The sequence below is a fragment of the Ruminococcus gauvreauii genome, assembly GCF_025151995.1.
GTDB classification, from domain to species: Bacteria; Bacillota; Clostridia; order Lachnospirales; family Lachnospiraceae; genus Ruminococcus_G; species Ruminococcus_G gauvreauii.
Genome location: NZ_CP102290.1, coordinates 503,866 through 527,227 on the forward strand (window position 1 = coordinate 503,866; position 23,362 = coordinate 527,227).

A 23,362-nucleotide genomic window follows, 5' to 3' on the forward strand; every position below is an offset into this window, starting at 1 on the left:
ATTCTCCGCCTTTCTGTACGTTCTTTACATCTCAATATCAAGTTCTACCGGACAATGGTCGGATCCCATAATATCCGTGTGAATCTTTGCATCTATCAGGTTCTGTTTCAGATCCTCGGATACGCAGAAGTAATCAATCCGCCATCCCGCATTCTTCTCTCTGGCCTTAAATCGGTAGGACCACCAGGAATAGACCTGTTCCTTCTCAGGATAAAAATAGCGAAACGTATCGATAAATCCATGTTCCAGCAGTTTCGAGAATTTTCCTCTCTCCTCATCCGTGAATCCGGCGTTCTTTCTGTTTGTCTTCGGATTCTTGAGATCAATCTCCTGATGTGCCACATTTAAATCGCCGCAGAAGATGACCGGTTTATTCTCTTTGAGAGCTGAGAGATAATTCAAAAAGGCATCCTCCCACTCCATTCGATAGTTAAGCCGTGCCAGTTCGCTCTGAGAATTTGGTGTATAGACCGTGACCAGGTAGTATTTTTCATATTCCAGCGTAATGACACGCCCTTCCTGATCATGCTCCTCCAGCCCGATTCCATAAGAAACCGCCAGAGGTTCCTCTCTCGTAAACACCGCCGTGCCGGAGTAACCTTTTTTCTTTGCATAATTCCAATATTGATAATATCCCGGAAGCTCCAGTTCAATCTGGCCTTCCTGCAGCTTGCTTTCCTGTATACAGAAGATATCGCCGTCAAGCTGTGTGAAAATATCGAGAAAACCTTTATTGACACATGCTCTGAGCCCGTTTACATTCCAAGAAATCAGTTTCATGATGACCTCCGTTTACTATGTTGTATATATAATATAACCATTTGACCCTGGCCTCATATATAATCAGGTATAGTATACCACAAAAACCGCATCACCCAGAACTATTTTTCAATTATTTCAAACATTGAAAGCGAATCATCTGACGGTCCATGAAAATGGCATCCCCATATCCGATACTTCTCCACCGCGTTCCATATTTCCTGGCTCAGGCGCTCACCCGGATATACCAGTGGGATGCCCGGCGGATACGGTGCAATCAATTCCCCCGCGATCTTTCCTCTTGCCATTTCCCATGGCACCTCCGTCACAGCCGAAAAATATGCTTCTCTTGGCGTCAGAACCATCTCCGGTTCAGGCAAACCCGGCATAGGAGTTTCCCGACAGGTACATCCCCGCGTTTTTTCTGCAATATCCGTAAGTGCCGCCAGAAAACGCTGAATGTCTTCTTCCGTATTTGCATGGGTGAGAATAGCCAAAACATTTTTTTCATCGGCCAGTTCCAGTTCTATTCTGTGCTCCTGCATAAGCCTGCGCTTCAGTTCATACCCACTGCTGTTCTGGCAGCGTATCACGACGCGGGTACCGTCTATTCCATGTACCCCGTATTTTCCGGCTAATCCTGAGTTCATGCAGGACATACCGGGGATCTGCCTGATTCCTTTCCTTAACTCATCACTCAGTGACAGGGATCTTTCCATCATATCCTCCCCTCGTACTGCCAGCTCATAACGCGCCGCATCAAGCGAAGCCATCAGCAGATAAGAGGGGCTTGTGCTCTGCACCAGTTTCAACGCACGTTCCACACGCCGTTTGTCCACTCTCCCCGTGCCAATATGCAGTACAGAACTCTGTGTCAGTGCTCCTGTCACTTTATGGAAGCTCTGCACACACATATCTGCCCCCTGGGCAAGCGCTCCGTCCGGCAGTTTATCAGAAAAATACAGATGCCCGCCATGCGCCTCATCAACCAGGAGAAGGACCCCGTTTTCATGGCATATATCCGAGATTTGTTTTAAATCACTTGTGATGCCATAATAATTGGGGCTTACCAAAAATACCGCTTTGCAGTCAGGATGTTCCCTTAATTTTTCCTTTACGGTCTGCTGCAAAACTCCTCCGCAGATGCCTTCCTCCTCGATCCATTCCGGCATCATATACACAGGCTTTGCCCCGGTTAAAATGATGCCCTCCAGCACAGATTTATGAACATTCCGGGGAACCAGAATTTTTTCTCCTTCCCTGACCGCAGAGAGAATCATGGCCTCATTTCCGCAGGTTGACCCGTTTACCAGAAAAAAACTTTTCTTTGCGCCATAGAGTTCTGCCATGAGCTCCTGTGATTCCAGGATCACGCCTGACGGCTGATGCAGGTCGTCAAGTCCGGTTGCCTCTGTCAGATCATACCGCAGGAAACCACATTCATCTTCAGACAGCCACCGTCTGCTCACCCCCCGTTCGAAACGGTGACCCGGGATGCAAAAATACGCGGGCCTGTCCTTCTGATACTGCTTCAGCGCATCCACAAGCGGTGTTCTGTCCTGTTTTCTGTTGTATTCTTTGTTCATAACCTGTTCCTTTCTGGCACGGCGTCACCGGATAAATATCATAAGAAAAGGAGACACCGCACGTTCCATGTGTCTCCTGAGTCTAATCATTTATTATTTTAACTTCGGACGTGATCAGCAGACTTCCACTGTCCAGTTATATTTGTCTTCCTCGTCGCCCCACTGAATTCCTGTCAGATAATCATACAGCTTCTGTGTCAGATCGCCCGTCTTAAAATCATTGACCGTTATTTTGTCATCTTTATAAACGAACTCTCCAACCGGTGATATGACTGCTGCTGTCCCTGTTCCGAACGCTTCTTCCAGAGTGCCGTCATGTCCTGCTTTCATCAGGTCGTCAACAGAGAGTTTTGTTTCATTTACTTTATATCCCCAGTCTTTCAGGATATGAATAATCGAATCTCTCGTAACGCCGGGAAGAACGGTCCCCTCGATCGGCGCTGTATAGATCTCTCCGTTAATCTTGAACATGATATTCATCGTTCCGACTTCTTCTACGTACTTTCTTTCCACACCGTCAAGCCACAGTACCTGCGTACATCCCTGTTCTTCAGCTTTCACCTGTCCGAGAATAGATGCCGCATAATTCCCGCCGCATTTCGTGAAGCCGGTTCCTCCTTTTACAGCACGCACAAGCTCATCTTCCACCAGAATGCGCACCGGATTTACCCCCTCCGCATAATATGCACCCACCGGAGTGCAGATAACTACGAATTTATAGGAATTTGCCATGTGAACTCCGAGAGAAGACTCCGTGGCAAACATAAACGGACGAATATACAGTGACGTCTCCGGCTCTGACGGAACCCAGTCGCGCTCCACACGCACCAGTTCCTCCACTGCTTCCACAAACATATCCTCCGGAAACTCCGGCATGCACAGTCTCGCATTAGAATTGATCATACGTCTCGCATTCATCTCCGGGCGAAACAGCTGAATCTTTCCGTTCTTTGTGCGGTATGCTTTCATTCCCTCAAAGGTCTCCTGTGCATAGTGCAGTGTCACACATGCCGGGTCCATAAGCATTGGTTCGTGCGGCACGATTCTGGCGTCATGCCACCCATTTTCTCTGTCCCAGTCCATGACAAACATATAATCTGTCATATATTTTCCGAAACCAAGTTTCGTCTGGTCCGGTTTCTCCTTTAACTGTTCACGTTTCTCAAATTTGATATCCATTGTACTGTCCTCCCCGGGATGGTAAATCCTTTATCCCATTTATTTACTGATGCCAGGGTCAAAAGGTCAAATACCGTTCATGCTTGCATGATAAGGCATTTGATCTTGGGACCCGCCAAACATGAGGAAGAAGCGATTTACGCGGTAAATCAGCGGATTCCAAATGTTTACAGGATTGCGGGAGCACGAAGTGCGGAGCAAGCCGTAGGCATCAATTGGGGGCAAAAGACCTTTTGACCCCAACATCATTTACTTCATATAGTATAAAACTGTGTTTCCCATCCGTCAATATCTATTACTGAAATATTATTTGCTTTTATGGCGGCTATCTGGTAAAGTAGTCTTATAAAAAATATACAGAAAGAGGTATAATCCATGGGAAATCAAAACGATGATATCTGCAGCGGAAATTGTGACTGCTGCGGTTCTGATTGTGATTCTTCACTCCAGCCGGGCGACACAACCGTCACTCTGACACTGGATGATGACAGCACGATTGAGTGCGCTGTCCTGACCACATATAAAGTTGAGGACAAGGAGTATATTGCCCTGCTTCCGCTTGATGAGAATGGTCAGAACACCGACGGAGAAGTTTTTCTTTACCGTTTCACAGAGGATGAAAACGGTCAGCCGATGCTCGACAACATCCTGGATGATGATGAATACGAGGCTGCCGCCGATGCATTCGACGAACTGCTTGACAAGGCGGAATACGATGAGATCGTAGACGGCGAGGAATTATAATCCGAATGTAACACAACGGACCGCATGCCCGTAAATTACGGCATGCGGTCCGTTTCATTTCCCGATGTGCTTCCAAATCCGCCGTTTCGGACCTCAGCCGCCTCATCATCCCAGGTGATTCCGTATTCCACGAAAATCCCCTGCATAAAACCGTCTCCCGCCTTTATCTCTATGGTCTTCTCCTCGTTGGAATCATTCGTAATCTTGGCAAAGATATGACCCTCGTTATCAGAATAAAAATAGTCACTGTCAATAATGCCTACCGTATTATTCAGCTGCAGACGGTACTTGAAACCCTGCCCGCTTCTCGGGTAGAGTTTCAGCACCCAACCGTTTTCCATCTCAGCGTGAATTCCTGTGGGAATTCGGATGGTCTCCCCCGGCTTCAGCACAAAAGACAGCGGACTGAAAAAATCATAACCGGCGCTGCCCGCAGTCGCCCTTCGCGGAAGCCTGATATTCTCATACACGGATTCCGCCTCTTTAGGACCGGATCCCGGAAACGCATCGAGCCACCCTTCTGTAAACTGTTTCAAACTAACCCTGCCGAATCTTGCAACTCGTTTCATTCAAGTCATCCTCCGTTTAATCTGCCGTATGCAGTACAATCTTCCCTGTTTCCAGTGATCTTTTCACATCGATCACTCTCTGGTTGGAACTGCCCTTCCATTTCAGAGACGTATCTTTCCTGTCAGTTTCAAATTCCCCATCCACCAGTACATCCAGATAATTTATAATCTCCTCGAGCTTTACAAATTCCCACAGCCCTCCGGTATACAACCAGATCGTCTTGTCCGGAAATTTACTGCGGATTTCTTTCGCCAGCTCTGTCACTTCTGTGATATTATTGACATGCAGCGGATCACCCCCGCTGAATGTGATCCCCGACACGTACGGTTTTTCCAGCTGCAAAAACAATTCCTGTTTTGCTGCCTCATCAAACGGTATCCCGCCGTTCGGATCCCAGGTCTGCGGATTCTGACAGTCTCTGCAGCAGTGTGAACAGCCCGACACCCACAGGACAACACGCAGTCCGTCACCGTTTAGCATATCATCTTTAGTAATATTATGATAACGCATGTATCTCCCTCTTTTTTCAACCTAACTTCGGGTGCGCCAAATATCCATGCCTGCTTACGTGCAAGCACGACGCAGCCCTGGCTAGTTGGCTTACTTTCACAGTAAACAGGGGAAACCGCAGCTGTGCGATCCCCCCTGTATCTATTCCTGATTGTTTATTTTGCTTCTTCCGGAACGTCTTTGATGCTGAAGCTGATTCTGCCCATTTTGTCTTTTCCAAGGCAGACTACTTTCACAATATCTCCAAGTGTCAGAACATCCTCCACACGGTTGATCCGTTCTTTTGCGATTTTGGAAATATGCACCATGCCTTCTTTTCCAGGAGCAAACTCAAGGAACGCTCCGAATTCTTTAATGCTGACAACTTTTCCAACGAAAATCTGTCCGGCTTCAAAATCAGTGGTAATGATTTTGATATACTCGAGCGCTTTATTCATCGCATCCTGCTCAACGCCGCAGATAGAAACCGCACCGTCATCTGAAATATCGATTTTAACACCGGTTTCTTCGATAATCGCATTGATAGTCTTTCCGCGCTGTCCTACCACATCACCGATTTTTGCGGGATCGATCTGAATCTGAATAATCTTCGGTGCATAAGGACCTACGCTCTCCCTGGGCTTTGCGATGCACGGCTCCATAACCTCTGTCAGGATATACTCTCTTGCCTCTTTTGTCTTTGCGATCGCCTCTTCGATGATCGGGCGTGTCAGGCCATGGATTTTAATATCCATCTGAATAGCCGTAATACCATCATGTGTACCGGCAACCTTGAAGTCCATATCGCCAAAGAAGTCTTCCAGACCCTGAATATCTGTCAACACCAGATAATCTTCATCTGTATCTCCCGTCACCAGTCCGGTAGATATCCCGGCAACCGGTTTTTTGATCGGAACACCGGCAGCCATCAAAGACATGGAGGATGCACAGATACTTGCCTGTGATGTGGATCCGTTCGATTCAAACGTCTCAGACACGGTACGGATTGCATACGGGAACTCTTCTACCGTCGGCAGTACCGGAATCAGCGCCCTCTCGGCAAGTGCTCCATGACCAATCTCACGGCGTCCCGGGCCCCTGGACGGTTTTGTCTCACCGACAGAATAGGACGGGAAATTGTAGTGATGCATATATCTCTTTGAAGTTTCAAACTCATCAAGGCCATCGATGCGCTGTGCTTCTGACATCGGCGCAAGTGTCGTGACGGTACAGATCTGAGTCTGTCCGCGCGTAAACATTGCGGAACCGTGAACCCTCGGAATCAGGTCAGTCTCGGCAGACAGTTTACGAATTTCTGTGATCGCTCTTCCGTCCGGACGTTTATGATCTTTTAAGATCATTTTGCGGACTGTCTTTTTCTGATACTGATATACAGCTTCATCCAGAACCGCGAGCCATTCTTCATTCTCGGCAAACGCCTCCGTAAGTTTATCCTTGATCTGACGGATATTTTCTTCTCTCACCTGCTTCTCATCTGTAAATACAGCTTCCTCCATGGCAGCCGGAGGAACGATTTCCTTAATTGCTGCAAACAGTTCCTCCGGAACTGCACAGCTTTCATATGTGTGTTTTTCTTTACCGCATTCAGCTACGATCTGATCGATAAATTTGATGATCTCCTGATTGACCTCATGTGCTTTAAAGATCGCGTCGATCATCACTGCTTCCGGAATCTCATTCGCTCCTGCCTCGATCATGATGACTTTGTCCCTTGTGGAGGCAACTGTCAGCTGTAAATCTGAAATGTCCTTTTGCCCAAGTGTCGGATTGATAATGAACTCTCCGTCGAGCATACCGATCTGTGTCGCCGCACACGGTCCGTCAAACGGAATATCTGAAATACAGGTTGCGATCGCCGAACCCAGCATCGCCGGAATCTCCGGATTACATTCCGGATCAACAGACATTACAAGATTGCTGAGCGTCACATCATTTCTGTAGTCCTTCGGAAACAGCGGGCGCATCGGACGGTCAATCACACGTGACGTCAATGTCGCATGCTCGCTCGCTTTTCCCTCTCTCTTGTTGAATCCGCCTGGAATCTTACCTACGGCATACTGTTTCTCTTCATACTCCACACTGAGCGGAAAGAAATCGATTCCTTCTCTCGGCTTATCCGATGCAGTAGCCGTTGAGAGAACCGTCGTATCCCCGTAATGCATAAATGCCGCGCCGTTTGCCTGTTTTGCAACTCTGTCGATATCTACGGTCAGAGTTCTGCCAGCCAGTTCCATTGAAAAACTTTTGTACATGTTTTCTTCTCCTTATAAACTTATTGACAAAACTTCTCCCGAAACAACTGAAAAGAACATTCGGCCGAATATGCTTTTCAGTGGTCTCGGACAGTCACAGTTTTGTCTGTTTTCATTTTCTTTTTTACAGAAACGGGGCGGAAATCATCCGCCCCCCTTTATAACCTATTATTTTCTGATTCCTAATCTTTCAATCAAATTACGGTATCTTTCAATGTCGGTTTTCTTCAAGTAATCCAGCAGACCTCTTCTCTGACCTACCATTTTCAGAAGACCTCTTCTGGAATGGTGATCTTTGTGATGCTCTTTCAGATGCTCTGTCAGTTCCTGGATTCTTGCTGTCAGAATCGCAACCTGTACTTCCGGAGAACCGGTGTCGCCAGGTGTTCTGGCATATTCATTCATAATTGCCTGTTTCTTTTCTTTTGAAATCATGTTTTTCCTCCTCGATTTTAATAAACGCCTCAGATTAAGCAATGGTTGGAGATTCCGATTCCTGAATCCGGGCTGATTTCATACTCATCCAGTATAGCATACCGCGGTGTGGATGTAAATACTTTTTTTGCCACGGCAAGGCGTCAGAGCAGAGTGACGACACATTCCACATTATCATAGTAAATGTCGGATATCTTAATCCCGGTCTCACTGCTGCTTGCATGTACGACTTGTCCGTCACCGGCATACATCACGACGTGATAGATCTCTCCGTCTCGTGCGTAAAAGATCAGATCACCCGGACGTGCCTGTGAGAGATCAATCCTTGTCCCTGCAAGCGCCTGATCTTTTGATACTCTTGGAAGTGTTATCCCAAACTGAGCATATACGCTCTGGACAAATCCGGAGCAGTCAGCCCCGTTTGTCAGGGAGGTCCCTCCCCACACATAGGGATTGCCTACAAACTGTTCCGCAAAGTTCACAATCTCCTGCCTCAGCTGATCGGTCTCCAGATTGCCTCCGTACGCCGTGGCAGCCAGAGTCTCCTGAAATTCTCTCTCCTGCTGCATGACATATTCATCGGTATCCTCTGCGGTTGATACAGCCACAGGCATATTTTCCTCTCCCATCTCATGAACCAGGCTCCAGGCCTTATCTTCTGTATACAGATATTCCATACAGACATATCCGGTCACATCGCCGGAAGACACAAAAGCCCATCCGTTTTCTTCTGACTGAATATAACAGACCGCCTGATCCGGCAGTATTCCGATGATCTCAAATTCCGTTCCTTTATCCGACCGTACATTCAAATGGGTGTTTACATTCACCACCCCATAGTTTTTTTCATTCGTATTAGACACCTTTGCAGACTCCGGCTGTGCATAAGCCGTGGCTGCAAACAAGGGATCAGAAACTGCCGCTGCGCAGACCGTCAAGACTGCCGCACTCAGCATCCACGCCTTCTTGTGCATAATACCTCCTATGAAATTGGTAACGATTCAGGACGGCTTATCTTCTTGCATGCCCGAATTGTTACATTTTTATTACATCTGTACATAAAAAGTATACCACATTTTCACTGTACTACAACGGAATTCGTTCGACAAAATCTTCCAGTCCCGCCGTTAAACCGGTACCTGCTCCACACGTTTGTCCTCTTCCGGCTCCTCATCGAGAATGGAAAACGCGATATTTGTCGCATGGTCAGCGACACGTTCCAGCCCGGAGACCACATCGGAAAAGATCATTCCGGCCTCCGGTGTGCACGCATTTCTCGTCAGCCGCTCAACATGGCTCTGCTGAAGGTCCCGTTCTTTTACATCAATGCGATTCTCCAGATCCAGAATTTCCTGCAGATGCTCCTTGCTGTTATTCGAGAACATATCCAGCGCATATGTCATGATCTGCATGACCATATCAAGCATTTCGGAGAGTTCGCGCTTGCTCTCGCTGCTGAACTTCACCTGGTCGTCTCTGACCATAAGCGCCGCCTCCGCAATATTCTCCGCATGGTCGCCGATCCGTTCAATATCATTCGCCACATGGAACAGTCCCCCGATACTCCTGGCATCGTCAATCGGCAGCGTCATCTGATTGATATTCACAAGATAGTTTGTAATTGCATTATTGAGATAATCAATGTTCTTTTCCGCCCGGTACACCGTCTGGATCTCTTTTTCATCCAGCGTGATCAGCGCATTCATGGAACGGACAAGGTTCGTCATCGCCATATTCCCCATATGCTCCAGCTCCCTCGTCGCCTCCAGAACCGCTGTTGTCGGCGAAAACATGGATTTGTCCCCAATATAGAGAAGTTCGAAGTCTTCCCCCTCTTCGTCCTTTCCTCTGACGACAACCTGCGTCAGTTTGATGATCCAGGGCATGATCGGGAATATCATGACCACCCAGGCTATCTTCATAATCGTATTGGCATTTGCGATCGCACGGCTGATATTACCGCCTGAAATATGTAATACCCAATCCACAACCGGATTCAGTGCAAACAAGAACACCACACAGAAAATCAGCATGCCCGTCAGGTTATAGAACAGATGAATGAGCGCTGTCCTCCTGGCGTCCTTGCGTCCCCCGAGGCTTGCAAGCAGCGCTGAGGTTGTACAGCCTATGTTGCTGCCCATCATAAGATACAGGCAGATCGGCAGCTCCAGAAGCCCTCCCTGCGCCAGCAGCATCAGGATACCCACCGTCGCCGAATTACTCTGCAGTACAGCTGTCACAAGATACCCGACAAGTATCGCCAGATAAGGATTCGCCAGGGATCCCAGCGTATTGACAATGACCGGTGCATCCTTAATGATCGAAAGTGCCGCTGACATTGTAGACAAACCCATGAACAGCATGCCGAACCCAAGGAACACTTCACCGAACTTATTAACAATCGGTTTTTTTATAAACATCAGCATCACGACGCCCATGATCACGAACAGCGGGGCGATATCGGACAGGTTGAATGCGATCAGCTGGCCTGTCATGGTTGTACCGATACTTGCACCCATAATCACTCCCGATGCCTGAGCCAGATTCATCAGTCCTGAATTCACAAAACTTACAACCATGACTGTCGTCGCATTCGAGGACTGTATGATCGCTGTGAAGATGATACCCACAATCACACCAATAAAACGGTTCTTCGTAAATACTTCCAGTATTTTGCGCAGTTTGGAGCCGGCCGCCTTTTCCAGGCCCTCACTCATCATTTTCATTCCATAAAGAAAAAAACCTAATCCACCGGCTAGCATTAATACTTCTTTCATACCGTACTTCTCCTTAAATTTCCCCTCATGATAAAACTATAAAGGAAACTCAGATGTTTGTCCATAAGTATCCCTGAAAAACTGCAGACACTGCGCCTCATCCCTGCGGATCTGGTGCTGCAGTTCCGTAAGAGAGGAAAACTTGAACTCCGGTCTGAGAAAATGATGAAGTCTGACACAGGCCTGTTTTCCATATAACTGTTCATCACAGTCAAACAGATACGTTTCCACTCCCGGAAATCTGTCGCCAACCGTTGGTTTCATACCGATATTGCTGATTCCAAAGTAATGAATACCCTCAATCTCCGTCACAGACGCATAGACACCGAAGGGCGGCAGCAGTTTCTGTGCACATGGCCTCTGGTTGATCGTCGGAACGCCTATCGTATGTCCAAGGTGATTGCCGTGCAGGATTTCTCCCTCGATAAAAAACGGATATCCCAGCAGCTCATTTGCCTTCTCAATATGCCCGGCTAAAATCTCTTCACGGATATAGGTGCTGCTGATTTCTTTTTCCCCGTCCATTTCTTTTTCTATGATATCCACAGAATATCCGTACTTTCTGCCCATCTCAGCCAGCAGCTCCGGGGTTCCCTGGCGCTTATATCCAAAATGAAAGTCCGGACCGACAGCGATATACGCCGCCTTCATCTGATTTACAAGGATCTCCCGCACGAAATCACGTGCGTCCATGTGCATGATCTCGGGCACAAACGGACACTCGATCAGGCATTCCACGCCTTCCCGCTCTGCAACATGGCGCCGTTCTTCATTTGTCAGTATGATCTTAAAAGAGGGATCGGACAAACGCATGACCGGTGATACATCAAACGTAAAGATGACTGTTTCAAAGCCATCTTCTCCAAAATTCTTTATGCAGTTAAGCAGCTTTCTGTGGCCTCTGTGGAGCCCGTCAAACTTTCCCAGCGTTATGGCGCTGCGTCTATTCAAAACAAAATCAAGTGAACTTGTTATATATTTCATCTTTCGCTGCTCCCGTCTCTGAACATTTTTACCAGGCGAAATTCGTGGGTTTTTCCATCATAGCGGTAGATGCCTATGAAAGTACCCTCCCCGTCATATGCCCGGACACACTGATCATCCCTCAGATGAATCCCCGGGATCTCCAGATCCTTTTCGGAAAATGAATTTCCATTATATACGCGCTGTCTGGATGACTGTACTACCCGCACCGGCGGATACTGCTCAAACATGGCATCGATCGGCACAACCGCATTCACCGCCGTTTCTTCAGCCGCCATCCGCTCCAGCTGTGTCAGCGTGAAGCTCTCTTCAATGGCAAAGCGCCCCACCCTGGTCCGCACTAAGGATTCCATGCATGCCCCGCAGCCCAGTTTTTCACCGATGTCGTGACACAGAGTTCGAATATACGTCCCCTTAGAGCAGGTCACCCGCAGGGTGATTTTGGGGAGCTCCATACCAAGTATGCAGATTTCATAAAAATGTACAGGCCTGGCTTTTCTCTCCACTGTTTTCCCCTCCCGGGCAAGCTCGTAAAGTTTTTTCCCGTTGACCTTCAGCGCCGAATACATAGGCGGCACCTGCATATATTCTCCGACAAAAGAGCCTATGCAGTCTGCTGCTTCCTGTTCGCTTATACCGACTTCCCGTGTCTTTAACACACTGCCGCTCATATCCTGCGTATCCGTCGTGATCCCGAGACGCAGAACCACCTCATACGTCTTGTTCTCATCTGTGAGCATGTCACACAGCTTCGTGGCTTTTCCGAGGCATACCGGAAGAACACCGGTTGCATCCGGGTCCAGCGTTCCCGTATGTCCGATTTTCTTCTGTTTCAGAATCCCTCTCATTTTCGCCACAACATCATGCGAGGTATATCCCGCCTCTTTATAGATATTGATAATACCATTCATCTTTTCTTCTTCTCCGCTTTCAGCTGCCGGCGGATGCATGTCACAACTTTTTCGATGATTTCTTCCGGCTCTCCCGCAAGCGTACATCCTGCCGCCATACGATGACCGCCTCCCTCAAAAGAAGCGGCGATCCGGCTGACATCCACGACGCCGTTGGACCGAAGGCTCACCTTATAATGCTCCGGATCCACTGCGTACAAAAAGACGGCTGCTTCCACACCCTCCGTCAGGCGGAGCTGATTCACAACTCCATCCAGATCCTGGGGCGCCGCACCATACTGTTTCATATCCTTCTTTGTCACAACTCCGGCGATGCACTTACCGTCAAGAAGCAATTGACTTTTCATCAGCGTCTGTCCCATGATTCTGTTCTGATCATATGATTTCTTATAGAAGGAATCCTCTATGATGCGTGTAAAAGGAATGCCCTGATCCATCAGCCATCCCGCGATCCGCATCGTTTTTCCGGATGTATTCGTATACTGAAAGACTCCGGAGTCATGAACGATTCCGGTATAAAGCGCTGTCGCGACAGGAACCGTGATCTTTTCGCGTTCCATCAGCTCAAACAACACCTCACACGTGGAGCTTGCCTTCGGTACTACGTGATTGATCTCCGCCAGTCCATGATTTGTGATATGATGATCGATACATACGGTTTTCTTTGCCGTCTGCAGGTACTCGCCCGCAATCCCGATCCTGTCTTCACTGCTGACGTCAAACAGCAGCAGCAGGTCGTATATTTTGCCTGACTCTGCCGTTTTCCTGACTGTCTCAAGGCCATCCAGATGTCCGAATACCGGCCGCATATCGCCCAGATACACGTCCGCCTTAATATTCGGATCATTCGCCTTCAGATAAAGGTACATCGCCATACAGGAACCGATGCAATCCCCATCGGGATTGACGTGCCCTGCAATCGCGATACTTTCAGCACCTTCAAGAATTTCTTCAATACTATTCATCCGCCTCTTCCTCTCGGGCCGGTTCGGATGACTGAAGATCAGAGATCTTCTTCGCCATCGTAACCCCGTATTCGATGGACGTATCGAGAACAAATGTGATCTGCGGGGTGTTGCGGAGATTCAGATTTTTTGCAAGCTGACGCCTGATAAACCCCTCCGCGCTCCTTAAACCGGCAATCGTATTGGTTTTTTCTTCTTCATTTCCAAGCACACTGATGTATGCTTTACACGTCTTCAGGTCCGGCGCAACCTCAGCAGCAGTCACAGACGTCATCATATGAATCCTGGGATCCTTGATTTCTTTCTGAATGATCAGACTGAGTTCTCTTTGCACTTCTCCGTTAATGCGTGTATTTTTTATGCTGTTTTTTCTCATTTTCTACTCCCTGCGCGGTATCTGCTTATCTGGGCACCTCAACCATGGTATATGCTTCCACGATATCCAGTTCCTGAATTTCATCAAACCCTTCAAATACAAGTCCGCATTCATAACCAGATTTTACTTCTTTTACATCGTCTTTAAACCGTTTCAGGGATGCGAGCTTGCCTTCAAAGATCTGAGTTCCTTCACGGGTGATCCTGACGGAGCAGCCTCTCTGGAAGACTCCGTCCAGAACATAACTTCCCGCAATATTTCCTATGCCTGAAGCCTTAAAGATCTGGCGTACCTCTGCATGGCCGATCACTTTCTCCTCGAAGACAGGGTCGAGAAGGCCTTTCATCGCTGCCTCCACATCCTCAATCGCCTGATAAATGACACGGTACAGGCGGAGATCAACGCCTTCCTGTTCCGCAATCGCTTTGGCGGTGGCATCCGGACGCACGTTGAAACCGATAATGATCGCATTGGAAGCTGACGCAAGCATTACATCAGATTCGTTCACGGCGCCTACACCTCCATGCACGATCTTGACAACGACCTCGTCATTTGAAAGCTTGGTAAGACTCTGTTTCACCGCCTCGACAGATCCCTGCACATCGGCTTTCACAACGATACCCAGCTCCTTCAGATTACCCTCTTTGATCTGGCTGAACAGATCATCCAGAGACATTTTCGCTTTTGTCTCTTCCAGGAGACGGTTTCTGTTCTCTGATACAAAGGTAGCCGCAAAGTTTTTGGCTTCTTTATCATTTTCTGTGGCAACGAGTACTTCCCCTGCATTCGGCACATCGCCGAGTCCAAGGATCTCAACAGGCGTAGAAGGTCCTGCCTCTTTTACTCTTCGTCCCTTATCATCCATCATTGCCCTTACTTTACCGGAACATGCACCTGCCGCAATAAAATCTCCCACGTACAGAGTTCCCTTCTGTACCAGGATCGTTGCAACCGGTCCCTTTCCCTTATCCAGCTTGGCTTCGATGACAAGTCCTCTGGCTTTACGCTTCGGATTTGCCTTCAGCTCACATACCTCTGAAGTCAGCAGAATCATTTCGAGAAGTTCATTGATACCTTCCTGTGTGTGAGCAGATACCGGAACAAAGATCGTACTTCCGCCCCAGTCCTCCGGAATGAGTTCATACTCTGACAGTTCCTGTTTTACACGCTCTACATTTGCACTCGGTTTATCAATTTTATTGATTGCTACGATAATTTCGACACCTGCCGCCTTGGCATGGTTGATCGCCTCGATCGTCTGAGGCATGACACCGTCATCCGCTGCTACCACCAGTATTGCGATATCAGTCGCATTTGCACCGCGCATACGCATTGCGGTGAACGCTTCATGACCTGGTGTATCCAGGAATGTGATCTGCTGTCCGTCAACATCCACGGTATACGCGCCGATATGCTGTGTGATGCCTCCGGCCTCTCTGTCCGTCACCCTCGTATTCCGGATCGCATCCAGGAGAGATGTTTTTCCGTGGTCAACGTGACCCATAACGCAGACAACAGGCGGTCTTGAGGCAAGCATGCTGGCATCTTCTTCTTCCTCTTTCAGAAGTTCTTCGATTACGTCAACTTTTTCTTCCGGCTCTGCGATAATGTCGTATTCGAGAGCGATCTCCTGTGCCTTTTCAAAATCAATCTCGTGGTTGACTGTTACCATAATCCCCTGCATGAACAGTTTTTTCACAATGACAGACGGCTGCATTTTCATTTTATCAGCAAGCTCACGGATCGTCATTTTCTCCGGAAGGATAATTTCTTTGATTACTTCCTTCTTCTCCTCCTTCGGCTGCTGATGCACCGGTTTCTGAAGAGCCTTCGGGATTCTGGACTGCTGGCGGCGTCCCTGATTCGGGCGTTTGCTTGCGCCCTTTTGACGATCATTCCCAAATTTATCTCCGCGCTGTGTTACTTTATCCTTTTCTTTATCTTTATCTTTTCTCACATCGCGTGAAGGTTTCTGTACAAGTGGCGTGTCACCCGACTCACCCTGTGGTTTCCTTGCAGCTGTAGTGCGGCGCCCGTCCTGAGGACCTCTGCGGAAATCTCTTCCGTCCTTGTCGCCCTGCGGTCTGCGGCCGTCATTACTTCTCTGGCCCGGTCTTCCCTGACCACTCTGACCTGGTCTACCCTGGCCCGGTCTTCCCTGACCGCCCTGACCTGGTCTTCCCTGGCCCGGTCTTCCCTGACCGCTCTGGCCTGTTCTTCCCTGACCGCCCTGGCCTGGTCTTCCCTGGCTGCTGTTTTGACCCTGACGCTGCTGGCCCTGAGTGCTTCCTCCGGAAGCATACCGCTGGCCCTGACCGGAACCCTGACGGTTCTGTTCAGTCCTTCCCTGACCGGTACTGCTCTGAGCCTGACGCTGCTGGCCCTGTCCGGTCTGTTGTCCCTGACTCTGACCCTGATTCTGTGGTCTGGATCCCTGAGAAGGACGTGCTGAACCGGATCCAGATTTTCCTCCCGAACGGTTCTTACCATAGTTTTTCCCCTCCGGCGTCGACGCATTCTGCGGCCGGAACACCTGGATGATATTGGATTTCTTTTTCGGCTTTGCCTCTTCGCTGTTCTTATTTTCTTCTTTCTTATCAAATGTATCTCTCAATAACTTCTCCTCCGCTTCCTCTATAGAACTCATATGACTTTTCACTTCCACACCGCGGCTTATCAAAAAGTTCATGACTTCTCTGTTACTTTTTCCTATCTCTTTTGCAATTTCGTGTACTCTGATTTTCGGCACTCTACCACCTGACCTTTCTGCCTTTCCTATGCATTTAGCTGCTGCTCAATGGCCTGCCCCAGATTCTCATCCAGAATTGCTAACGATGCCCGAAACTCCTTTCCGATCGCTCTTCCAAGTTCTGTCTTCTCTCCAAAGAAATAACAGGGCACTTTATAATACAGACACATATTCTGAAACTTTTTTTTCGTATTTGCCGACGCTTCATCGGCTACGATTACCAGCCTGGCTTTTCCGGTCTTGACTGCCTTTTCCGTAGAGAACTCTCCGCTTGCTACTTTTCCGGCCTTCATTGAAAGGCCGATCAGTGATACTGTTTTATTTCTGTTCAATCGTATCCAACTCCTTTTTAAGCGCTTCGTAGACCTCTTTCGGAATGGCCGTCTTAAGCGAACGTTCCAATCCCTTATTATTCTCTGCCTTTTCAAAGCACTCCTTTGAAAAGCACAGATAAGCTCCGCGTCCGTTTTTCTTACCGGTCGTATCCAGGATGATTTCTTCTTCTGTCGTCTTCAGGATGCGCATCATATCTTTTTTGCTCTTCATTTCCTGACATCCGATGCATTTACGCATCGGCACTTTCATCTTTTTCGCTGTATTCTTCGTACTCATTTTCACCGTCTTCATACTCATTTACGTCAACATCTTCTTCAAACTCATCCATATCTTCGTCATATTCTTCAAAGATTTCAAAGTCGCCCGCTTCTCTCGCCTGCGTCTCACTCTTGATATCAATTTTGAATCCGGTCAGCCTGGCGGCAAGTCTTGCATTCTGCCCTTCTTTTCCAATTGCCAGTGACAGCTGATAATCCGGAACGATCACTTTTGCAGCTTTCTCATCCGGATCCGCCATAACGGAAATAACCTTCGCAGGGCTTAACGCATTTTCGATCAGGAACGCCGGATTTTCATCCCAGTTGATGATATCGATCTTTTCACCCCGCAGTTCTTCCACGATCGCATTGACCCGGGCGCCGTTCATCCCGACACAGGCTCCGACAGGATCAACATCCGAGTCATTCGACCACACGGCAATCTTGGTCCTCGAGCCAGCCTCCCTGGCAATGCTTTTAATCTCCACGATTCCCTCTCTTACCTCTGTCACTTCCGATTCAAACAGACGTTTCACAAGTTCCGGGTGTGTCCTGGAGACCTGGATCTTCGGTCCCTTCGGGGTATCCTTCACCTCCAGAACGTATACCTTGATTCGCTCTGTCGGCCTGAAGTGTTCCGTTTTGACCTGTTCCGATTCATTCAGCATCGCATCGACTTTACCGAGGTTAATGCTGATGTTTTTCCCCATGTTGCGCTGTACAATGCCAGTCACAACATCCTTCTCTTTTTCAAAATACTCGTTGTACAGCACCTTGCGTTCTTCTTCCCTGATTTTCTGAAGGATCACGTTCTTCGCATTCTGTGTGGCAATACGCCCAAATTCTTTGGATTTTATCTCCACATTGACGATATCACCGAGTTCATATTTGGAATCAACCATTTTTGCATTTGCCAGGCTGATTTCCATCACAGAATCCTCGACTTTTTCAACAACCGTCTTCTCAGCATACACGCTGAAATTACAGGTTTCGGGATCGATATACACTTTTACGTTATCTGCTTTACCGAAATGATTCTTACAGGCCTGGATCAGTGACTGTTCAATCGCCTCCAACAGGGTGTCCTTACTGATGTTTTTTTCTTGTTCCAGAATGTTTAGCGCTTCCAGTAACTCTGTGTTCATTTTTTCTTTTTTCCTCCTAAATTAAAAATCGAATGCCAGACGAATCAATGCGATTTCATTTTTTTCAAATGTCCTCTCACTTCCATCTTCCATTTCAATAGTCACGCTGTTATTATCATATGCGGTCAAAATCCCATAGAATTCCTTTTGTTTATCGATTGCCCGATATGTTCTGATCTCCAGCTCTTTTCCCATACTTCTGGCATAGTCTTTTTCTTTCTTCAACGGTCTGCCCAGGCCCGGTGAACTCACCTCCATAATATAAGCATCTTCGATAAAATCTTCCTGATCAAGCTTTTCGCTGAATGCTCTGCTGACAGCTTCACAGTCATCGATCGTAATGCCGCCTTCCTTGTCAATGTAAGCTCTCAGATACCAGGTGCCCCCTTCTTTTACGTACTCCACATCTACCAGCTCAAATCCCTTTTCACTGATGATCGGCTCCAGCATCGCTTCTGCTTTCTGTTCATAGTTTTCCTTTTTACTCATGCATCATCCCTGCCTTGTCGGATTATGTTTCCTTTATATGGTCTTTACATCGTAAAAGAGCGGGCTTTTTCAAGCCCACTCTCATTCAGTAATTTATTTAATTCTTACTTATTGTAGCACTTCTTATTATAAAATGCAAGGCGTTTCTTTAAACACGGATTTTTATGCCTTTCGTATCACGTTTTCCGAGCTTGAGTTTATTGAGAGAGACTTCCTTTTCATGATATGTGATCGCATATTCCATCCTGCTTTCGATCAGGTAGCCATGTTCGATCTGATCCGTTTCCGCCAGACGCATGCCGCGCACACCGATCGCCGTCTTTTTCTTATCCGGCACCTCTTCTTTTAAGAAGCGGAGGAAATACCCGTCGCGGCTCTGCAGCACGACGTAGTCCATCGTATCCGCAGGCTGTACAAACACTGCTTCATCGCCTTCTGCCAGCTTTGTAGCCGCGATCGTACGTTTGGCAGCATCAAATTCAGAGCCTTCCACCTGCTTGAGCATGCCGTTTCTCGTGATAAACAAAAGCTTCTGCTTCTTGATTTCTTCCAGGCATCCGAGATACAGGATCGTCTCCTGTGCCGTACTGTAATTGCCGAAGTTATCAATCGGCGCACCCTTGTCCCTGAATTTCCCAAACGGCAGATCCATGACCTTTACCATATGCATTTTACCCTGCTCCGTAAAAATACACAGCTTATCGGTATTGCTGCACAGGAACGAATACTGATAATCCTTGAGTGCAGCCTCCTGATTCCTTTCAAAGACAGCTTTGTCCACTGTCTTGATATAACCGAAGCGGTCCATAAGGACACAGACCTCCATCTCCTCGATCTTATTTTCCTCATAGACGGCTTCCTCAGCGTTTTCGATCACTGTTTTACGTCTCTGACCGTATTCCTTTTTGACCGCGTCCAGTTCTGTGATGATCACTTCCGCCATGGCATCGTAGTTATTGAGGATATTTTCATACTTCGCAATATTCGCCAGTGTCAGATCGTGCTCTTTCATCAGGGCTTCGATCTCCAGCCCGATCAGCTTGTACAGACGCATTTCCAGAATCGCCGTCGCCTGTCTGACCGTGAACCGCAGCTTTGACGCGGCCCGCTCCGACGTCTTCGTCTTGAATCGAATCCCTTCGGTAATTCCCATCGTCAGGCAATCTTTCACCTGTTTCTGGTTCTTGCTGCCGCGGAGGATCTCGATGATCAGGTCAATGACATCACATGCCTTGATGAGTCCTTCCTGGACTTCTTTTTTGTCCAGTTCTTTTGCGAGAAGGTTCTGGTACTTCCTCGTCGCCACCTCAAACTGAAAGTCCACATGGTGTTCGATCACTTTTTTCAGGCTCAGTGTCTCCGGCTTTCCGTCAGCCACTGCCAGCATATTGACGCCAAACGTATCCTCGAGGCGTGTTTTCTTATAGAGCATGTTGGTCAGATTGTCGGCATCTGCTCCCTTCTTAAGCTCCAGTACGATACGGATGCCTTCTTTCGACGACTGATTGGAAATGTCCACAATATCTGTCGTCTTCTTCGTCTCCACGAGCTGTGCCACATCATTTAGGAACTTTCCGATGTTGGCGCCCACCATCGTATAGGGAATCTCAGTGATAACCAGACTCTGCTTTCCGCCTTTTCCCCGCTCGATGTCCACTTTTCCTCTGAGACGGACTTTTCCGCTTCCTTTTTCATAGATGGAGTACAGATCGTCTTTGTTGACGACGATGCCCCCGGTCGGAAAATCCGGTCCCTTGATATACCGCATCAGTCCCTTCACGGTAATGTCATTGTTCTTCATGTATGCTTTGACGCCGTCGATCACTTCCCCTAGGTTGTGGGGCGGGACGCTGGTTGCCATACCGACCGCGATGCCGTCTGCGCCGTTGATCAGGAAATTCGGCACGCGAACCGGAAGTACCTCGGGTTCTTTTTCTGTCTCATCGAAGTTCGGCACAAAGTCCACGACATCCTTGTCCATATCGCTCAGGTAAACTTCCTGCGTGATCTTCTGCAGGCGCGCCTCCGTATAACGCATGGCGGCCGCACCGTCCCCCTCGATCGATCCAAAGTTCCCGTGTCCGTCCACCAGCGGCTGTCCCTTTTTAAAGTCCTGCGCCATCACAACCAGCGCTTCATAGATCGAGCTGTCCCCGTGCGGGTGATATTTACCCATGGTATCCCCCACGATACGGGCACACTTACGATAGGGCCTGTCATACCGTATGCCGAGCTCATACATATCGTACAGTGTTCTTCTCTGTACCGGCTTCAATCCGTCACGGATATCGGGGAGGGCCCTCGCCACGATGACACTCATCGCGTAATCGATGTAGGATTTCTGCATGACTTCCGAATATTCTGTTTTTATGATCTGTTCCTTTTCACTCATACACTACCTCCTACACATCCAGTTCGGCATCCCGCGCATGCTCATAGATAAACGCCTTCCTGGGCGGCACTTCCGTTCCCATCAGTACTTCCGTCACCTCCGATGCCATACGCGCATCCTCAATCTCGATCTGTTTGAGCATTCTGGTCTCGGGATTCAGAGTCGTCTCCCACAGCTGCAGGGCATCCATCTCACCCAGCCCTTTGTAACGCTGCAGAGTAAAGCTTCCTTTGTGTGTCCTGCGGTACCGCTCCAGCGCCTTGTCATCATAGAGATACTCTTCTTTTCCTTTTGCCGGCATCGCTTTGTAAAGCGGCGGCATGGCGATATAGACATGACCCTCGTAGACCAGTTCCGGCATAAACCGATAGAACAGCGTCAGAAGCAGCGTGGAGATGTGTGCGCCGTCGACATCAGCATCTGCCATGATGATGATCTTATCATAACGGAGTTTCGATATGTCAAAATCATTCCCGTATCCTTCCGAGAAGCCGCAGCCGAACGCGTTAATCATCGATTTGATCTCCGCGTTCGCCAGCACCTTGTCGATGCTCGCCTTTTCCACGTTCAGGATCTTGCCGCGGATCGGCAGGATTGCCTGAAAACTTCTGTCTCTCGCCGTTTTCGCGGATCCACCCGCGGAATCACCCTCGACGATAAAGATCTCACATCTGGACGGATCGCGTTTTTCACAGTTCGCCAGTTTACCGTTGGAATCAAACGAATATTTCTGCCTGGTCAGCATATTCGTCTTTGCCTTTTCCTCCGTCTTTCGGATCTTCGCCGAACGCTCCGCGCAGGAAAGCACCTGTTTCAGAGTTTCCAGGTTCCGGTCAAAATAGTGTACGATCTCCTCTCCGGTGATCTTTCCCGTCGCCTTTGATGCGTCCTGATTGTCCAGTTTGGTCTTCGTCTGCCCCTCGAACCGCGGCGACGGATGTTTGATGGAGACTACAGCTGTCATCCCGTTCCTGATGTCCGCCCCCGTAAAGTTTGCATCCTTTTCCTTCAGAATGCCAAGTTCTCGCGCATAGTTGTTCATGACTGACGTAAACATGGTCTTGAATCCGGTAAGATGGGTGCCGCCTTCCGCATTGTAAATATTATTACAGAATCCAAGCACATTCTCATGGAATTCATTGACATACTGAAATGCACACTCCACCGTGATACCGTCCGTCTCTCCCCGGAAATAAACCGGTTCGTGGAGAGCCTCTTTTTTCTTGTCCAGATCTTTCACAAATCCAATGATTCCGTCGGGCTCATGGAATGTCACCCTCTCCGGCACATCTGCCCGCAGGTCCTCAAACAGGATCGAAAGCTGAGGATTCAAATATGCCGTCTCGTGCATCCGGCTCTTCACTTCCGTCGCAGAGAAGCGCGTCACCTCAAAAATCTCCGGATCCGGGAGGAAATTCACACATGTACCCGTCTCCCTGGTCCTCTCGAGCGTCGGAAGCAGCCCGTCTTCCAGTTCTATTGTGGGGATCCCCCGTTCATAGTGGTCGTGATGCACGTATCCTTCCCTGCTGATCTTAATATCCAGATAAACCGACAGTGCATTGACGACGGAAGATCCTACCCCGTGCAGTCCACCGCTCGTCTTATACGCTGAATCATCGAACTTTCCTCCCGCATGAAGCGTGGTAAATACCAGCCTTTCTGCCGACATTCCTTTCTCATGCATACCGACCGGGATGCCTCGCCCATTATCCACGACGGTACAGGAACCATCCTTTTCCAGCGTCACGCGGATAGAGTCACAGAACCCTGCCAGGTGCTCATCCACCGCATTATCCACGATCTCATAGATCAAATGATTCAGTCCCTTTCTGGAGACGCTTCCGATATACATTCCCGGCCGCTTCCGGACTGCCTCGAGCCCTTCCAGTACAGAAATGCTGCTCGCATCATACGTTGATTTTCTCGTCATAACTTTGTTCCTC

The 23,362-nt window shown here is 48.4% G+C and carries 21 protein-coding genes; 1 reads left to right on the forward strand and 20 read right to left on the reverse strand.

The annotated features are described in order from the left end of the window. Window positions 1-24 precede the first annotated feature (24 nt). The 3 genes from NQ502_RS02435 to NQ502_RS02445 form a co-directional block, all read right to left on the reverse strand. Window positions 25-780 carry an exodeoxyribonuclease III gene (locus tag NQ502_RS02435; RefSeq protein ID WP_028530264.1) on the reverse strand — a complete coding sequence of 252 codons (756 nt, stop codon included), beginning with the start codon at window positions 778-780 and terminating at the stop codon, window positions 25-27. 101 nt (window positions 781-881) lie between these two features. Further along, complete coding sequence (locus NQ502_RS02440; RefSeq protein WP_028530265.1) at window positions 882-2,345, reverse strand: aminotransferase class I/II-fold pyridoxal phosphate-dependent enzyme; 1,464 nt, start codon at window positions 2,343-2,345, stop codon at window positions 882-884. A 114-nt stretch (window positions 2,346-2,459) separates the two neighbouring features. Continuing rightward, on the reverse strand, window positions 2,460-3,524 hold the full coding sequence (locus NQ502_RS02445) for a branched-chain amino acid aminotransferase (RefSeq protein ID WP_028530266.1): 1,065 nt from the start codon (window positions 3,522-3,524) through the stop codon (window positions 2,460-2,462). 375 nt (window positions 3,525-3,899) lie between these two features. Here NQ502_RS02445 and NQ502_RS02450 point away from each other — a divergent pair, with 375 nt between their 5' ends. After that, the gene (locus NQ502_RS02450; protein ID WP_028529150.1) at window positions 3,900-4,268 is read left to right on the forward strand and encodes a DUF1292 domain-containing protein; all 369 of its coding nucleotides are present in this window, start codon (window positions 3,900-3,902) and stop codon (window positions 4,266-4,268) included. Window positions 4,269-4,303: 35 nt separating this feature from the next. Here NQ502_RS02450 and NQ502_RS02455 read toward each other — a convergent pair whose 3' ends face one another. From NQ502_RS02455 to NQ502_RS02535, 17 genes are all read right to left on the reverse strand, one after another. Continuing rightward, window positions 4,304-4,837, reverse strand: a complete 534-nt coding sequence (locus NQ502_RS02455; protein ID WP_028529151.1) for a dCTP deaminase/dUTPase family protein — start codon at window positions 4,835-4,837, stop codon at window positions 4,304-4,306. Window positions 4,838-4,853: 16 nt separating this feature from the next. Then, window positions 4,854-5,348 carry an anaerobic ribonucleoside-triphosphate reductase activating protein gene (gene nrdG / locus NQ502_RS02460; protein ID WP_028529152.1) on the reverse strand — a complete coding sequence of 165 codons (495 nt, stop codon included), beginning with the start codon at window positions 5,346-5,348 and terminating at the stop codon, window positions 4,854-4,856. Window positions 5,349-5,503: 155 nt separating this feature from the next. Beyond that, the gene (locus tag NQ502_RS02465; RefSeq protein ID WP_028529153.1) at window positions 5,504-7,600 is read right to left on the reverse strand and encodes a polyribonucleotide nucleotidyltransferase; all 2,097 of its coding nucleotides are present in this window, start codon (window positions 7,598-7,600) and stop codon (window positions 5,504-5,506) included. 168 nt (window positions 7,601-7,768) lie between these two features. Further along, window positions 7,769-8,035: a 30S ribosomal protein S15 gene (gene rpsO, locus NQ502_RS02470; protein ID WP_028529154.1), complete on the reverse strand. Its 267-nt coding sequence runs from the start codon at window positions 8,033-8,035 to the stop codon at window positions 7,769-7,771. A 143-nt stretch (window positions 8,036-8,178) separates the two neighbouring features. Continuing rightward, the gene (locus NQ502_RS02475; protein ID WP_049898229.1) at window positions 8,179-9,009 is read right to left on the reverse strand and encodes an SH3 domain-containing C40 family peptidase; all 831 of its coding nucleotides are present in this window, start codon (window positions 9,007-9,009) and stop codon (window positions 8,179-8,181) included. Between the two features lie 153 nt (window positions 9,010-9,162). Next, complete coding sequence (locus NQ502_RS02480) at window positions 9,163-10,812, reverse strand: Na/Pi cotransporter family protein (protein ID WP_028529155.1); 1,650 nt, start codon at window positions 10,810-10,812, stop codon at window positions 9,163-9,165. A 36-nt stretch (window positions 10,813-10,848) separates the two neighbouring features. Beyond that, window positions 10,849-11,796, reverse strand: a complete 948-nt coding sequence (locus NQ502_RS02485; RefSeq protein ID WP_028529156.1) for a bifunctional riboflavin kinase/FAD synthetase — start codon at window positions 11,794-11,796, stop codon at window positions 10,849-10,851. After that, window positions 11,793-12,707, reverse strand: coding sequence for a tRNA pseudouridine(55) synthase TruB (truB, locus tag NQ502_RS02490; protein WP_028529157.1), 915 nt, complete (start codon window positions 12,705-12,707; stop codon window positions 11,793-11,795). The genes NQ502_RS02485 and truB overlap by 4 nt, the downstream gene beginning before the upstream one ends. Then, window positions 12,704-13,672, reverse strand: a complete 969-nt coding sequence (locus tag NQ502_RS02495; protein WP_028529158.1) for a DHH family phosphoesterase — start codon at window positions 13,670-13,672, stop codon at window positions 12,704-12,706. The genes truB and NQ502_RS02495 overlap by 4 nt, the downstream gene beginning before the upstream one ends. Continuing rightward, entirely contained in the window at window positions 13,665-14,048 is a 384-nt protein-coding gene (gene rbfA / locus NQ502_RS02500) for a 30S ribosome-binding factor RbfA (RefSeq protein ID WP_028529159.1), read from the reverse strand. The genes NQ502_RS02495 and rbfA overlap by 8 nt, the downstream gene beginning before the upstream one ends. 25 nt (window positions 14,049-14,073) lie before the next feature. Continuing rightward, entirely contained in the window at window positions 14,074-16,797 is a 2,724-nt protein-coding gene (infB, locus tag NQ502_RS02505; RefSeq protein ID WP_083963361.1) for a translation initiation factor IF-2, read from the reverse strand. Window positions 16,798-16,823: 26 nt separating this feature from the next. After that, window positions 16,824-17,129 (reverse strand): L7Ae/L30e/S12e/Gadd45 family ribosomal protein, encoded by a 306-nt coding sequence (locus NQ502_RS02510; RefSeq protein ID WP_028529161.1) that lies wholly within the window; start codon window positions 17,127-17,129, stop codon window positions 16,824-16,826. Further along, on the reverse strand, window positions 17,116-17,343 hold the full coding sequence (gene rnpM, locus NQ502_RS02515) for an RNase P modulator RnpM (protein WP_341349419.1): 228 nt from the start codon (window positions 17,341-17,343) through the stop codon (window positions 17,116-17,118). The genes NQ502_RS02510 and rnpM overlap by 14 nt, the downstream gene beginning before the upstream one ends. Before the next feature lie 19 nt (window positions 17,344-17,362). Further along, window positions 17,363-18,535, reverse strand: coding sequence for a transcription termination factor NusA (nusA, locus tag NQ502_RS02520; protein WP_044983354.1), 1,173 nt, complete (start codon window positions 18,533-18,535; stop codon window positions 17,363-17,365). 21 nt (window positions 18,536-18,556) lie between these two features. Continuing rightward, window positions 18,557-19,024 (reverse strand): ribosome maturation factor RimP, encoded by a 468-nt coding sequence (locus tag NQ502_RS02525; protein ID WP_028529163.1) that lies wholly within the window; start codon window positions 19,022-19,024, stop codon window positions 18,557-18,559. A 148-nt stretch (window positions 19,025-19,172) separates the two neighbouring features. Further along, window positions 19,173-21,416 (reverse strand): DNA gyrase/topoisomerase IV subunit A, encoded by a 2,244-nt coding sequence (locus NQ502_RS02530; protein ID WP_028529164.1) that lies wholly within the window; start codon window positions 21,414-21,416, stop codon window positions 19,173-19,175. 10 nt (window positions 21,417-21,426) lie between these two features. Further along, window positions 21,427-23,349 (reverse strand): DNA gyrase/topoisomerase IV subunit B, encoded by a 1,923-nt coding sequence (locus tag NQ502_RS02535; protein ID WP_028529165.1) that lies wholly within the window; start codon window positions 23,347-23,349, stop codon window positions 21,427-21,429. Window positions 23,350-23,362 lie beyond the last annotated feature (13 nt).

Coding starts and splice junctions, on each gene's coding strand:
- NQ502_RS02445 (WP_028530266.1), bottom strand. CDS start 3,524: ATGGATATCAAATTTGAGAAACGTGAACAGTTAAAGGAGAAACCGGAC.
- NQ502_RS02495 (WP_028529158.1), bottom strand. CDS start 13,672: ATGAATAGTATTGAAGAAATTCTTGAAGGTGCTGAAAGTATCGCGATT.
- rpsO (WP_028529154.1), bottom strand. CDS start 8,035: ATGATTTCAAAAGAAAAGAAACAGGCAATTATGAATGAATATGCCAGA.
- NQ502_RS02435 (WP_028530264.1), bottom strand. CDS start 780: ATGAAACTGATTTCTTGGAATGTAAACGGGCTCAGAGCATGTGTCAAT.
- NQ502_RS02485 (WP_028529156.1), bottom strand. CDS start 11,796: ATGAAATATATAACAAGTTCACTTGATTTTGTTTTGAATAGACGCAGC.
- NQ502_RS02535 (WP_028529165.1), bottom strand. CDS start 23,349: ATGACGAGAAAATCAACGTATGATGCGAGCAGCATTTCTGTACTGGAA.
- NQ502_RS02450 (WP_028529150.1), top strand. CDS start 3,900: ATGGGAAATCAAAACGATGATATCTGCAGCGGAAATTGTGACTGCTGC.
- nrdG (WP_028529152.1), bottom strand. CDS start 5,348: ATGCGTTATCATAATATTACTAAAGATGATATGCTAAACGGTGACGGA.
- NQ502_RS02475 (WP_049898229.1), bottom strand. CDS start 9,009: ATGCACAAGAAGGCGTGGATGCTGAGTGCGGCAGTCTTGACGGTCTGC.
- NQ502_RS02455 (WP_028529151.1), bottom strand. CDS start 4,837: ATGAAACGAGTTGCAAGATTCGGCAGGGTTAGTTTGAAACAGTTTACA.
- NQ502_RS02530 (WP_028529164.1), bottom strand. CDS start 21,416: ATGAGTGAAAAGGAACAGATCATAAAAACAGAATATTCGGAAGTCATG.
- NQ502_RS02465 (WP_028529153.1), bottom strand. CDS start 7,600: ATGTACAAAAGTTTTTCAATGGAACTGGCTGGCAGAACTCTGACCGTA.
- rnpM (WP_341349419.1), bottom strand. CDS start 17,343: ATGAAGAGCAAAAAAGATATGATGCGCATCCTGAAGACGACAGAAGAA.
- NQ502_RS02440 (WP_028530265.1), bottom strand. CDS start 2,345: ATGAACAAAGAATACAACAGAAAACAGGACAGAACACCGCTTGTGGAT.
- rbfA (WP_028529159.1), bottom strand. CDS start 14,048: ATGAGAAAAAACAGCATAAAAAATACACGCATTAACGGAGAAGTGCAA.
- nusA (WP_044983354.1), bottom strand. CDS start 18,535: ATGAACACAGAGTTACTGGAAGCGCTAAACATTCTGGAACAAGAAAAA.
- NQ502_RS02480 (WP_028529155.1), bottom strand. CDS start 10,812: ATGAAAGAAGTATTAATGCTAGCCGGTGGATTAGGTTTTTTTCTTTAT.
- truB (WP_028529157.1), bottom strand. CDS start 12,707: ATGAATGGTATTATCAATATCTATAAAGAGGCGGGATATACCTCGCAT.
- NQ502_RS02525 (WP_028529163.1), bottom strand. CDS start 19,024: ATGAGTAAAAAGGAAAACTATGAACAGAAAGCAGAAGCGATGCTGGAG.